The 14,065-nt window shown below is 33.4% G+C and carries 11 protein-coding genes, 1 pseudogene and 2 other annotated features; of the genes and pseudogenes, 3 read left to right on the forward strand and 9 right to left on the reverse strand.

Annotation, left to right across the window (positions count from 1 at the left end):
* Positions 1–35: 35 nt before the first annotated feature.
* From CAN42_RS02620 to CAN42_RS02630, 3 genes are read right to left on the reverse strand one after another with little or no spacing between them, the layout of a single operon-like run.
* A complete protein-coding gene (locus CAN42_RS02620; protein ID WP_085875420.1) occupies positions 36–1,199 on the reverse strand; it encodes a M20 metallopeptidase family protein in 1,164 nt (387 codons plus the stop codon).
* Positions 1,200–1,209: 10 nt separating this feature from the next.
* Positions 1,210–2,613, reverse strand: coding sequence for a YfcC family protein (locus CAN42_RS02625; protein WP_085875750.1), 1,404 nt, complete (start codon positions 2,611–2,613; stop codon positions 1,210–1,212).
* A gap of 16 nt (positions 2,614–2,629) precedes the next feature.
* On the reverse strand, positions 2,630–3,874 hold the full coding sequence (locus CAN42_RS02630; RefSeq protein ID WP_085875421.1) for an L-cysteine desulfidase family protein: 1,245 nt from the start codon (positions 3,872–3,874) through the stop codon (positions 2,630–2,632).
* 175 nt (positions 3,875–4,049) lie between these two features.
* On the opposite strand from CAN42_RS02630, the gene CAN42_RS02635 reads away from it, so the two are divergent.
* From CAN42_RS02635 to CAN42_RS02645, 3 genes are read left to right on the forward strand one after another with little or no spacing between them, the layout of a single operon-like run.
* On the forward strand, positions 4,050–4,457 hold the full coding sequence (locus CAN42_RS02635; protein WP_085875422.1) for a DUF2752 domain-containing protein: 408 nt from the start codon (positions 4,050–4,052) through the stop codon (positions 4,455–4,457).
* A gap of 3 nt (positions 4,458–4,460) precedes the next feature.
* A complete protein-coding gene (locus tag CAN42_RS02640; RefSeq protein WP_085875423.1) occupies positions 4,461–5,108 on the forward strand; it encodes a zinc ribbon domain-containing protein in 648 nt (215 codons plus the stop codon).
* 53 nt (positions 5,109–5,161) lie between these two features.
* Complete coding sequence (locus CAN42_RS02645; RefSeq protein ID WP_167627542.1) at positions 5,162–6,094, forward strand: DUF4234 domain-containing protein; 933 nt, start codon at positions 5,162–5,164, stop codon at positions 6,092–6,094.
* Positions 6,095–6,170: 76 nt separating this feature from the next.
* Here CAN42_RS02645 and CAN42_RS02650 read toward each other — a convergent pair whose 3' ends face one another.
* The 6 genes and pseudogenes from CAN42_RS02650 to CAN42_RS02675 all read right to left on the reverse strand — a co-directional run bounded on the left by CAN42_RS02650 (position 6,171) and on the right by CAN42_RS02675 (position 13,890).
* Positions 6,171–7,262 (reverse strand): iron-containing alcohol dehydrogenase family protein, encoded by a 1,092-nt coding sequence (locus tag CAN42_RS02650; RefSeq protein WP_085875425.1) that lies wholly within the window; start codon positions 7,260–7,262, stop codon positions 6,171–6,173.
* A 16-nt stretch (positions 7,263–7,278) separates the two neighbouring features.
* Positions 7,279–8,430 (reverse strand): YkvI family membrane protein, encoded by a 1,152-nt coding sequence (locus CAN42_RS02655; RefSeq protein WP_085875426.1) that lies wholly within the window; start codon positions 8,428–8,430, stop codon positions 7,279–7,281.
* Positions 8,431–8,577: 147 nt separating this feature from the next.
* Positions 8,578–9,051 (reverse strand): annotated as a pseudogene (tnpA, locus tag CAN42_RS02660) (IS200/IS605 family transposase).
* Between the two features lie 158 nt (positions 9,052–9,209).
* Positions 9,210–9,434: a binding site (T-box leader), on the reverse strand.
* Between the two features lie 191 nt (positions 9,435–9,625).
* Positions 9,626–10,789 (reverse strand): YkvI family membrane protein, encoded by a 1,164-nt coding sequence (locus CAN42_RS02665; RefSeq protein ID WP_085875427.1) that lies wholly within the window; start codon positions 10,787–10,789, stop codon positions 9,626–9,628.
* A gap of 47 nt (positions 10,790–10,836) precedes the next feature.
* Positions 10,837–11,066: a binding site (T-box leader), on the reverse strand.
* A gap of 257 nt (positions 11,067–11,323) precedes the next feature.
* Positions 11,324–12,811 carry a glycerol kinase GlpK gene (glpK, locus tag CAN42_RS02670; protein ID WP_085875428.1) on the reverse strand — a complete coding sequence of 496 codons (1,488 nt, stop codon included), beginning with the start codon at positions 12,809–12,811 and terminating at the stop codon, positions 11,324–11,326.
* A gap of 128 nt (positions 12,812–12,939) precedes the next feature.
* Complete coding sequence (locus CAN42_RS02675; protein WP_085875429.1) at positions 12,940–13,890, reverse strand: IS30 family transposase; 951 nt, start codon at positions 13,888–13,890, stop codon at positions 12,940–12,942.
* Between the last annotated feature and the right edge of the window lie 175 nt (positions 13,891–14,065).

The raw sequence follows: 14,065 nt of genomic DNA on the forward strand, positions 1-14,065 counted from the left end.
GACGAGGTCATGCGACTTCGTCTTTTTATGTGGATTTAATCTAAATATTTTAAAGCATACTTTATAAAATATTCTACACCTAGTGCTAGAGCATCTTCGTCAATATCAAATTTTTCATTATGTTGAGCTATCTTGCCTTTTTTTCCTGCACCTCCGAGAAGTAAAAAGCAACCAGGTATATTTAATAAATATTTTGCAAAATCTTCGCCACCCATAAGTTTTGGATAGTCTTCAATAAAACCATCTTTAAATACTTCTCTTGCTACTTCTATTCCCATTTCAGTTGATTCTTTTTCATTTACTGTGGCAGGTGTTCCATCGTGATAATCTAATTTTATTTCTGCCCTTGTTGTTAAGCTAACACCCTCTAAAACTCTTTCCATTTCACTCTTATATTTAGATCTAAGTTCATTATTAAATGACCTTGTAGTCCCTTCGAGATGAGCAATTTCTGGGATTACATTTTTAGAATTTCCAGAGTTGAAAGCTGTAACACTTATGACTTGTGGTTCAAGTGGATCATTTTCTCTTGATACTATTGTTTGAAGTGCGTTTACAACCATAGATCCTGCAACAATAGGGTCAATTGATTTATGAGGACTTGCTCCATGGCCACTTATTCCTTTTATAAAAATATCAAAGGTATCAGCTGATGCCATTATAGGACCTTCATTTAAAGATGCTTTTCCTGATTCAATATCTCCCCAAATATGAAGTCCTATAATTCTATCAAGGTTTTTAATTTCAGGAATTTGAGATAAGTATTTGGCACCAGAATCTTGAATATATTCTTCAGCTGGTTGAAATATTACAAGTATTTCTCCATTAAGTTCTTCCTTTAGATCATTTAAAATTTTTGCTGCTCCTAATAAAATTGAAATATGAGCATCATGACCACACGCATGCATTACACCTTCGTTTTTGGACGCAAAATCAAGACCTGTTTCTTCTTTAACTGGTAGAGCATCAATATCTGCTCTTATTCCAAGTCTCTTTCCTTCTTTTTTACCTTTTATATGGCCTATTACTCCTATATCTTTTACAACTTCGTAATCTATTCCCATTTCATCTAATTCTTTTTGAATTCTCTTTGAAGTATTTACTTCTTTCCAAGACAATTCTGGATTTTCATGAAAATATCTTCTTAAGTTTATGACATATTCTTTGTTTTCATTTATTCTATCTATTAAATTTCTCATAATTCACCTCTTAGAATGGCCCATAATTAATCTTTACTGCTACTATTAATGCTATAAATGAAACTACAAATAATATTAACATTAGCTTCCAAATGAATTTATACCATCTATTTAAAGGTATTTTTGCAATTGTTAAGAACATTAACAAAGTTCCACTTGTGAACCATAAACTATTTGTTAGACCATCACCAATTTGAAAAGCCAAAATCATTGTTTGTCTTGTCATTCCTACTAAGTCAGCTAAAGGAATTAATATTGGCATAAGAGCAGTTGCTTTTGCAGAGCCTGATGTTATTAAACCATTAAATAACGCAATAACAAATGTAACTGCTATTGGTGTAGATATAGTTCCTAATGCTCGAAGAGGTTTTGATACTGCATTAATTATTGGATCTATAACAGCACCTGTTGTAAGTACCCATTGAATACCTCTTGCCAAACCAATTACCAATGCAGGTCCTAGGCCATCTTTTGCACCAGAAATGAATCCATCAATAACTTCATTGATATTCATCCCATTAATGATACCACCCATTACTCCTGCAAAGAAAAAAGCTGCACCAAGATCATTCATTGTCCATCCTTTTGATGACACACCAACAATGGCAGCAACAAAAGTTGCCAAAAATACCAATAAAGAAAGCTTTTGTCTTCCATTCATTTTTTCACTTAATGTTTCTGAAAAATCAATTCTAAATTGGGAGTCATCTATACCTTGCATAATTGAATATGACTTATCTTTTTTTACTTTTTTCGCATATCTTAAGACATAAAACTGCATTATTATGTTAAATATTATTAGTAAAGTTAACCTAAATGCAAAACCTGAAAACATTGGAAGTTGAGCAACTTCATGTGAAATTCCAACTGTATAAACACTTGATGGAGAAACAGAAAAACTAATCATATCTACCATTGCAGATGCTGCTATTGCAGTCATAACATCATAACCCATTGCAAGGCACAACGAAATTATTATTGGTATAAATGGAACAATTTGTTCATTCCATCCTAAAAATCCACCCAAACAACCAAACATTATCATAATTAATGAAAGAATCTTTTCACTTCCAAATTTATCGGCCTTAGATAAAAGTGCTGAAACTAATTTATTAATTGCATCAGATCTCTTATATATTTCGATACAACCAGCAACCATCATAACTACAAACATCATTGATGCTGAAGCTGTTAAACCTTCTGGTATAGCCTGAAAAATAGCTTGTGGTTTTAGATAAACCTTAGGCGTACTGTGAAAAGAATCAGGTATAACACTTACAACTCCATTAATTTCTTCTCTAGTAAATTCTCCAGAAGGAATTATTAAAGTAAGAAAATAGCAAAAAACAATTACTAAAAATATTATTACAAAAGCATCAAATTTTATTTTTTTCTTTTCTTTTAATTTGTTCATTTTTTCTCCTTTAAAATTATTTACCAATCATTTCTCTTAAAATTACTTCGTCCGTTTCTTTCATCCCCTCCATTGCTATATGTCCCACAGTTTTTATCATCTCATCTATGTCGCCCTTGACGATTCCATCGCCTGCCTTAAAAGAATTGCCTGCCTTGGCTTGCTTGTATGCTAAGAATCCCATCTTTAGGCTTGATGCAATTTTAATGGCGCAGGATTCTTTTGCACCATCACAAATTAGACCAGAGTTTGTTGCAAGGGCATTGGTTAAAGTTTCCTTAATTAAATTCTTGTCTTCATCTTCCATAAAGGCAAGACCGCAAACTGAAGCACAGCCTGCAGACACAACTCCGCAGTAGGCAGACAGCTCCCCAATCCCCTCTTTTATATAGAGTCCAATTAGGTTGGTAAAAATTAGGGCCCTGTAAAGTTTATTCTTTGGAATATCGTGGTCCTTGGCATAAATTATTATTGGGACTGAAACTGTAATCCCCTGGTTTCCTGATCCAGAGTTGATGACAACAGGTTTTTCGCATCCAGACATACGGGCATCTGATCCTGCAGCTGCATAAGCCACAAGTTTTTCAGAGTACTTATCTCCTGCTTCTTCTAGGACCATCTTGCCAATATTTGCTCCCCAAAGATTTTCGATTCCCTCCTTGGCAATGGCGTAGTTGTACTCAATTTCCTTGTCCAAGACATCAATAATGTCATCATAATTTCCATTTTTTGCAAAGTCATAAATCTTGTCAAAAGATAAGTCAATCTTGCCCTCTACTTCCTCATGGTCTTCCTTCTTTTCAAAAAGAATTTCATTGTTTAGACTTTCAAAAATAATATTTGTATGAAAATCCTTTATCACTACTCGAGAAGTTTTTTCTCCCTTTTCCATGGATACGTCAATGTAAAGACCCTTCTTCTCATGAAGAAGTTCTATGTCGCATAATCCTTTTTTTATTAAATCGTCTAAGTATCCAAGCTTAGACTTGTCTACATCAGATAAGACTTCGAGTTTCTTTGTGTAGTCTCCTAAAAAAGCTCCTGCCGCAAGAGAAATTTCAATTCCCTTTCTCCCGTCGGTTCCTGGTACCTTAACGCTATTTACATTTTTAATAATGTTGCCCGATAACCTAGCTGTGATTCTCTCTGGGTCTTCTCCTAAGATACATCTTGCACGGCTAGCTGCAAAAGCCAAGGCTATGGGCTCAGTACATCCAAAGGCCGGCACCATTTTTCCCCTTAAATATTTATTGTAGTCCATAAAAATCTCCTTATTTATTCTCTGTATTTATTATAACAAAAGGAGATAAGCTTTTCTCATTATTAAATTTATTATTATAAATTTATGTCTCTTTATTAAGAAATAGATTTTATAATTTTATTTGTATATAATAATATATAAATAGGAAAACATTTTTTGCAAAGGAAATATCGCAGTGAAAAAAGATAGAAAGAGCTTACTTGTTTTCATAGTAATGGTAAGTATAATATATGGAATTTTACAATTTTTTGGCATAACTTGCCCCATTAAATTTATGACTGGCATATCTTGCCCAAGTTGTGGGATGACTAGGGCTTATCTTAGTCTCCTAAGATTGGACTTCAAGTCTGCCTATTATTATCATCCCCTATTTGTTCTCCCAGCTCTTGGACTTATTATTTATATCTTTAGGGACAAGTTCTCAAAAAAATTTTTAAGGGGCATAGAAGTTTCCTTTGTTCTTGTGTTTTTAATTGTATATGTTTTTAGGATGATGGACCCAAAAGACACCATCGTTGTTTGCAGACCCTATGAATCCATCTTCTACAAGATTTTTATATTTTTGAAAGAATTGATGAGGTGACTTATGTTTTGTATTAAGTGTGGCAACAGGCTAGGCGAGCACATGAAGTTTTGCGACCAATGTGGTGCTCCTGTTCCAGTAGATTCTGATGAAGTTGAGGTCAAAAAAGAAAATTTAAAAGATTTTAAAGCTCCAATAATTGATAAGGATCCCATGGACCTAGTGCCTGAAGAATTTGAAGAAAAACCTTCTGAAAGTGAAAAAGTTAAAGAAGAAATTGCTGAAGAGATTAAGGAAGACTTAAATCTTTCAAGAGAATCACAAAAAGAAGACTTGTTTAAAGAAGAAAAAGTAGAAAAAGTTGAGGCTCCAAAAATTTTAGATGAACCTCTTGATGAAAGAGTAAAAGCTCCAGAGATCCTAGATAGAGAAGAGGACAAGGCAACTCCAAAGCTTGAAGTTCATAAAGAGATAATAAGACCAGAGAAGGATTTAAAAGAAAACTCTTCACAAGGTCAAAAAGTAAAGGAAGAAAAGACTTACAAGGAAGACTCCTCTTATGATAAAAGAGAAAATTATAGTGGAGAGGCAGGCTTAAGTCCTGTAAAAATAATCACTCTAGTCTTTATGATTGTAACAGGTATTGCCTCTATAGCAACAATCCTTGCTTTCTTTGGATTTTTCTTCTCATTTATAGGAGGTTTATTATGATGGGATTTTCAAATTTTTTATATTTCTTAATTAGTCTGCCCTTCCTAGGAGGTATGGCTATATCCTTGGTTTTTATGACCTTCTCCCTATTTTCAATTTTTAAAAATTGGAACACTGGCAAGAACAAGGAATTATTTAACGGACTTTTAATATCAGGTATATTTTTATTAATTACAAATGTGTTTTTATTCATAATTTCCAAGATTTTTTATTACTATGGTTACTATGGTAATTTTTACCTTCTTATTGTTGCACTTATAGTTATAGGTCTTATTTATTTTATTGGAAACAGCAAGGAAAAAATTTATCCTGATAATTATTTTTCAAATATTTCTAATACAGAATTTTTAAAGAGAGAAATTAACGAGTCTATTAATGTTTTTATTTCTGTATTTAACAAGAGCAAGAGTGACTTCCAAGAAAAATCTGAAGCTAAAAAGGCTCAAAAGTTTGAAAATTATAATAATCAAAATGCTTATAATAACAATAATTATAGCAACAACCATAACAACTATAATAATGCAGGCTCCTACAATGCCTACAACAATTATGGAAGAAATCTTGGTCCAGCTCCCTTTAGGGGCTATGTAAAGGATGACTGGTCCTTCCCCCTATATATAATTCTATCTATTATAACTTGCGGATTTTATCACTATTACTTGATATACAAGGCAGCTGAAAGTGTAAATATTGCCTGTGCTGGAGATGGAGAAGAGACAAGTGGACTTTTAAAATTCTTTTTCTTTGGAATCCTAACTTGTGGCATCTATTGTCTATTCTGGGAGTTTAATTTTATGAATAGGACCCAAGCAAATGCCCCAAGATATGGAAGAAATATTCCTGATAATGGCGGAAGCTTTTTGCTATGGATGATAGTTGGTTCCTGGCTTTGTGGAATTGGTTTCTTCTTCGCTTGGTACTTGTTCTTTAAGAATTTAAATGCAATTTGTAGGGCTTACAATATGGAATACGCAAATGCAAATTAATTTATAAGTCAACAAAAAATTAGACCTAGATTAAATTCTAGGTCTATTTTCATCATCTTTTCTTTTTGAAAAATTATTATTCTGCTAATAATTTTTTTCCATAATCATCTGCGTAGAAGGCTGCTTCTACAAATTTTTCTTCACTTAGAGCTTTTTCTGATTTTTGCCATTCTGTTGTGTCATAAACTTTCTTTGCCATTTCTCTTACGTCATCTCTTGTCAAACCAATTTCTTCTAGAGTTACTGGCAAGCCGAGCTTCTTGTTAAATCTTGCAAGTTTTTCAAATTCTTCATAGTTTTTGTCGTAGGCATGAAGAACTAAAACGCCATAGGATACTAGGACTCCGTGAAGGTATTCTCCATCTCTCTTTACTGATGTTGATACGTTGTAAAATACATGGGCAAGAGATGAATTGTAATAATACTTATCTCCATTTGTTAGGTTTGATACATAACCAGTGTTAACTAGGATATCTGTAGCAACTTCTTCTACTGCCTTTGATGCCTTGTTTTCTCTTACGTCCTTAAGTCCTTCTTCTCCATATTTTAGGAATGGTTCTTGACAAGTCTTGGCAATGCTTACTCCCATATTGGCTACGAAGTCTAGGTCCTTTAGTCCCTTTGTTGCAAAGAGAACTTCTGGTTGTTTGCTAAGTCCATCGCCAATGCCTGCCCAGAAATATTTTTCAGGTGCTTCAGCTATTGTTTCTACTTCAACAAACATATGGACTGGAGCTGGGATTAACTCATATCTTAGGAAGGATCCGTCATCATTATAAACTACTGCAATTGCTGTACCACCTGCACAGTTGGAGCAAATTGTTGGGAAGGACATAGCTGGTTTATTTAAGAAACCTGCAAGAACTTTTCCTGTGTCTAGTGCCTTTCCTCCTCCTACTGCAAAAATAACATCTGCCTTTTGGACTTCTTCCTTTTCCATTAGGGCATTAACGTTGTTTAGGGTACATTCATGTCCATAAACGAATTCGCCAAGGACTTCTACGCTTGATCCTTTTAGACCATCTCTGATTTTTTGTGAAACTGCTGCAAGGGCTCTCTTACCTCCAACTAGGACAACTTTCTTGAAGCCATATTCTTCTACTAACTTTCCTAGTCCTTCATATCCTCTTTGTGATACACTGTAATTTGTCATCTTAACTGTTCTCATCTTTTTTCTCCTCTGATTAATCTAATACAAATTCTTTTCTAACTTCTGGTTGTAAATATTTTTTATTTTTATAAAGTCCTACTGTTATAAAAGGAAGGACTACAAATAATATTGCTATATAGCCACAATAACCGTAACCGTATTTTATTATATTTGTAAGACCTGCCATTGATATTGCCATTGATAGGACAAGTATTCCCACTGCTAGTCCAAATCTTCTAAGTTCTAGGGATTCAACTTTTCTTAGAGCTTTTGAATTTTCAAATCTTGAAACAAAGCCAAAGATTATTGAAACTCCAGAAGACAATAGGCAAAGTACAAGGGATATCACATAAAATACAGTCATCCACTTATAGCCCATGGCATTTGTAGATGTAAGTGTTGGTATAACTTCGCCTCCTTCTAGGCCTGTGTAGTAACCTCTCCAAACTAGGAGCATAAGGACTGAAAGTCCAAGTGCCAAGGAGTTTATTAGGCAAGATAGTTTCATTGATTTTGAAACTTCCCTCTCGCTATTTAAAACTCTTGAACAGGAAATCATTGAAGGTATCTGCACACATTGAAATCCTGCATAGATAAATCCGTTAAATATCGCCTTGTCTAAGTTTGAAAAACCAGTTTTTTCGAAGTTACTTGTGATAACTCCTACTAGGTCTCCTTGAAATGATCCAACTAGATAGATTAAAACTGAAGTAACAAGGATCACAATTCCCATTAGTGTTCCAACATTTCTAACAAGTTTTTCGCCAAAAATTGCTAACATAAGAGTTAATACACTAACTCCAAGGACAGACAAGCCATAGTTGAAATTAAAAAATTCCTTTAGGGCTGAAGCTGATCCTGATATTGTACTTGCTATTACCATCACTACCATGATGTAGTAAAATCCTTCAAAAACAAGTTCTAACTTGTCAAAGGGATGGTAGAGTGTTTCAAAAAGTTCCTTGTAGGACTTTAGACCCCTTGAGTTATACATTACAATTGCTTCTTTGAGGGTCCAAGTTAAAAGGACCATTGCAATCACAGCTGACACAAGTCCACTCCAACCAAGCTTTACAAAATATGTATTTGCTTGGTTACCTGTTGCAAAACCACCACCAGCGTGTGATGCAAAAAGTACAAATGCTATTGACATAGCGGGCGACATTCTTACTAACTTCTTTTTCATTTTTTTCCTCCTTGGGCACCTAATAATCATAACCACCGGCTAAGCCGGTGGTTTGTTTTGCCCCTATAAGGGGCTGTTACCGGCAGCATTCCATGCTTTGAACTTTCTTTCTCGTGCACCAATTTTCACATCTGGTGCTAAAGCACCTTATTTTTTGCTTTTGTTTACTTGCTCACCCGTAAACGGGTCTACAAATTCTTTAATGCTTATTTGATCTGCCATGTAATCTTCTTTTAATTGATTTTTTATATATTATTGTATCTTTTTCGCATTCTTTCCTGCTGTGTCTACATAATATCCTCTACACCAAAAGTGTCTATTCCCATATTTGTATTTTAAATTCGCATGCCTATCAAATATTATTAGACTACTTTTACCTTTTAAATATCCCATTGTTTGAGATATGCTGTATTTTGGTGGGATTTCCAACAGCATATGAATGTGGTCTGGACAACATTCCGCTTCTATTATATTTATTCCTTTTCTATCACATAAATCCCTTAATATTTTTCCTATATCTTGTTTTAATCTTCCATATATTACTTGCCTTCTGTATTTTGGAGCAAATACTACATGATACTTACAATTCCAGGATGTATGTGATAAACTATTTTTATCCATTTTAGGATACCTCCCTTTTCTATTTATGCTACTGCCAGTAACATTAATAGTTTATCACGGGAGGTTTTTTGCTTGAAGCTAAAGCTTATTTTCCTACCACCAGCATAGCTGGTGGTTTATTCATGCTAAAGCGTACAAAAAAAACCTCGTCTCTAATACAAAGAGACGAGGTTAATAAACTCGCGGTACCACTCTAATTCATCTTAATGATGCACTTATCCAATAATGAATTTCTCTGTAACGGGAGATCCCGAAAATACTTACTTGTTTCAGCATTTTAGTTCAGTGGGGATTTTTCGGTAAATTCAATTTCTTGCCTCTCAGCTAATGGCAATTCTCTGTAAAAACATTCTTCACTTACTTTTCCACTTCAAAACTTTTTAAATCACTATGAAAATTTATAGCTTTTTTAAATCGTTGAACATATATTAATGAAATTTTTTTAATATGTCAATAGTTTTTTTTAAATTATTTTTAATAATTTAAAATATTGTTTATTAAAAGCTCAAAACTTTCATATCCAAAAGTGTTTCTGTCTCTTTATTTTTTTATTTTTTATTTTTTATCTTAATTTTTAATTTTTGATCTTAACTAAAAGTAATTTAGGTTGAAAATCTGCTTGTAAATACTTTTTGTTCTTGTAATAGCCTACTGTAATAAAAGGAAGTACTATGAAACTTATGGCGATATAGCCGCAATAGCCATAGCCGTATTTTATTATATTTGTAAAACCTGCCATTGAAATAAACATTGATAGGATGATTACAAAAAGAGCAAGTCCAAATCTCCTAATACCAATGGATTCAATTCTAGAAAGTTTTTTTGAATTTTCAAATCTTGATACAAATCCAAAAATTATTGAAAGTCCTGTTGATATCAAACAAATTATTAAAGAAGCAACATAAAATTTGCTCATCCATCCAATGCCTATAGCCCTTGTAGATGTAAGAGTTGGTATGACTGCTCCACCTTCTACTGAATTGTAGTACTTGCTCCAAGATAAAAGCATGACACAGGAAAGTACAAGAGCCACTGTGTTAATAATAAATGAAATTTTCATAGACATACTTGCTTCTCTTTCATCCTTTAACACTCCCGAGCAAGATATAACTGATGGGATTTGAACACATTGGAATCCTGCATAAATAAATCCACTTACAAGAGCCGGTCTTAAATTTTTAAATCCTTCTGTGTAAAAATTTAAGCTAATTTGATGAATAAAATCTCCCTTTATACTTCCGACTATAAAAATCAAAATTGAAGTAAAAAGAATAATGATTCCCATAAAGCTTCCCATTCTTCTAACAAGTTTTTCTCCAAAAATACTTATTACCAAGATAAAAGAGCTGACAGCTACTACAGATATGCCATAGCTCCATCCAAAAAATTCATACATAGCTGAAGCTGATCCTGAAATTGAAGATGCAATAGCCATAATAATCATGATGTAGTAGAAAAACTCAAATACAATTTCTAACCTATCAAATGGATGGTAAAGAGTTTCGAATAACTCCTTGTAGGACTTTAGACCTCTTGAGTTGTACATAACTATAGCTTCCTTAAAGGTCCAATTAAGTAAAATCATGGCAAGGACTGCTCCAATAATTCCTGGCCATCCAAACCTAATAAAGTAAGTATTAGTTTGATTTCCCGAAGCAAATCCCCCACCTGCATGAGTGGAAAACACTAAAAAAGCAATTGAAAACACGCCCGACATTCTTGCAAATAATTTTTTCATTTTTTTCCTCCTTGGTACCTAATAAAAAAACCCCGTCTCTTTATATACAAAGAGACGAGGTTAATAAACTCGCGGTACCACTCTAATTCATCTTAATGATGCACTTATCCAATAATGAACTTCTCTGTAACGGGAGATCCCGAAAAAACCTACTTATTCTTGTTCAGCCTTCCTGTTCCGTGGCTAGTGTTCAGTAAATTCCTTAATTTGCCTCTCAGCTAATGGCAATTCTCTGTAAAAAATTTCTCTACCTACTTTTCCACTTCAAAACATTTGAAATAAAAATTAAATTCTTCATCCAAAAGAATTTTTTTAATTTAAGTGGTATTTTAAATAATTTAAATTAAAAAGTCAACAGTATTTTCAAAAAAAAATTTTAATATCATAAAAAATTGTTTAAAATAAATACAAATTTACATCCTAAAAGTTCAAAAAATCAATAAAGTCCTGATTTAAAAAAAAAATAAAAAACGAGATCTACTTTTTAAATAAATCTGGCTTATACTTAAATATTAATTTAAAAAAATTACAAAACTATTTTGCCCAATTCATAGAATATTTTACAGCTTCGTGCCATCTTGCCATCTTTTTATTTCTCTCATACTCATTCATTTCTGGGTCGAAGCACTTATCTATGGCGTTGTTTTCTCTTATTTCGTCAATGTTCTTCCAAAATCCTACAGCAAGTCCTGCCATATAACAAGCTCCTAGGGCAGTTAATTCTACAACCTTTGGCCTTTCAATGTGGACATCAACTATGTCAGACAAAAATTTCATCAAGAAGTTGTTCTTGCTAACTCCACCATCAACTGTTAGGGACCTTATTTTTGTATTTGAGTCCTCCTGCATTGCCTTTATTACATCGCAGGATAAATAGGCTATTGCTTCTAAGGCTGCTCTTACTATGTGATATTTATTTACAGACCCTGTGAGACCAACTATAGATCCCCTTGCATATTGATCCCAGTAAGGTGCACCTAGACCTGTGAAGGCTGGTATAAAGTAGCAGTCATTGGTATCCTCCACCTTATTTGCCATGTATTCAGAATCATCTGCTTGATCAATTATCCTCAAGTTGTCACGCATAAAGTCTATGCATGAACCTGCTTCAAAGATAGATCCTTCAAGGGCATACTTAATTTGTCCATTCATTGCCCAGGCTACAGTAGTCACAAGACCATTTTGTGACCTAATTAGTTCATCTCCTGTATTCATTAGGATGAAGGCACCTGTTCCAAAGGTAGACTTTGCCATTCCCTTTTCAAAGGATGCTGTCCCAAAAAGGGATGATTGTTGGTCGCCAATTGCACCTGCTATAGGAATTTCACATCCAAGATATTTAGACTTGCACTTGCCATAAACTTCGCTAGAATTTTTTATCTCTGGAAGCATGGATTTTGGTATATCAAAAATTTCAAGGAGTTCATCGTCCCACTTCTTCTCTTTTATGTTAAAGAGCATAGTCCTTGAGGCATTAGTGTAGTCAGTTATGTGGACTTCTCCATCTGTCAATTTATAGATGAGGTAGGTCTCAACTGTACCAAAGAGAAGGTCACCCCTCTCTGCCATCTCTCTTGCTCCCTCAACATTTTCCAAAATCCACCTGATTTTTGTAGCAGAAAAATAAGGGTCAATAACAAGACCTGTCTTTTCCCTTATAGTTTCTTCCAGGCCTCTTTTCTTTAGTTCTTCACAATATTTTGAAGTCCTCTTACACTGCCAGACAATTGCATTGTAAACTGGCTCCATGGTTTTCTTGTTCCAGACAATTGTTGTTTCCCTTTGGTTTGTTATGCCAATTGCAGCTATGTCCTTGGGGTCGATTTCCTTCCTAGACATAGCTTCCACCGCTGTACCAATTTGCTTGGACCACAAGTCATCTGGCTCTTCTTCAACGTAGCCAGGCTTTGGGAAGTGCTTAATCAAATCCTTTTGAGCAACAGAAACTGGATTTCCCTTTTTATCAAAAATTATAGTTCTAGCAGATGTTGTACCTGCATCAAATGCCATTATGTATTTCATCATATCACCAATTTAATTATAACATTTTTAATATTTTTTTCTTTATTTTTACAAATTAAATGAGTCTTATAAGCTTGCAATTTTTTTATTCTTGCTTACTTGATGAATTGCAAATAATATTGCGACACCTAAATTAAACTAAGTTCATGTAAAAATAATTCAAATGGAGTTTGATAATTTAGACATTTCCTAGGTCTGCTGTTAAGCTCCATTAAATTTTTAATAAGATCTTCTTCAGATATCTCTGCTAAATCTGTCTTTTTAGGATAATATTCTCTCAATAGACCATTTGAATTTTCATTACTTCCTCTTTGCCATGCTGAATATGGGTCAGCAAAGTAAAAGTCTATCCCAAGCTTTTCAACTTCATCATAGCAAGCAAATTCTTTTCCTCTATCTGATGTAAAACTTTTTAAGGCTTCTTTTGGAAGTGATTTAACAAGTTTATTGATTGCTTCAAACATTGAATCTTTGCTTCTATCTTTCATTGGTAATGCTATATAAAACCTTGTTTTTCTTTCAACAAATGTTGCTAAGCACCCTTTGCTTTTTCCTCTAGAAGACACAACTGTATCAAGTTCCCAGTCTTGTGCCCCTTGGGTATGTCCGAAGGAAACCCTATACTTTATGTTTTTTGGTCTTTTTCTTATAGATGTACCTATGTTAAATTTTCCTCTTGTTTCTTTGCTTTTTCTAGACTTACCTTTTCTTCTTAATCTTGAAATATCAAAATCTATTACTCCAGAATAAATCCAGTTATATATTGTTTTAAAGCTTAATATTCCTTTATAAAGGCAACCTACAATTTGCTCAGGTGACCATTTAGAATTAAGCTTTTCTTTGATATTTTCTAATATTTCATAAGTTACTTTAGTTTTTCTTCCTTTTAATGATGATTTAGATTCTTTATCTCTTTCTGCTAGGTCAGCAACGTATTCAGTATCACATCTTTTAAGCTCTCTAGCTATTGTGGAATGATGACATCCTAAAATTTTCGCTATTCTTCTAGAAGAATAGCCCTCTTTGTTTAATACCTCTATCTTATTTCTTTCGTTTAGTGTAAGATGTTTATAGCTCATATTAACCTCCGTGTGTGGTTTTGTCGTTATTAACATTTTACACGAAGTTAGTATGAGTTTTTATTTTTTATTTGTGTCGCATTTAATTTTACAACTTATTACTTAAAAATCAATAACAAATAAATTATTATTTATTTTTCATTATTAAAATTTTAAAATCTACAATAAAAAAATG

It is taken from the genome of Peptoniphilus vaginalis, assembly GCF_900176605.1.
In the GTDB taxonomy this organism is placed as follows: domain Bacteria; phylum Bacillota; class Clostridia; order Tissierellales; family Peptoniphilaceae; genus Peptoniphilus_A; species Peptoniphilus_A vaginalis.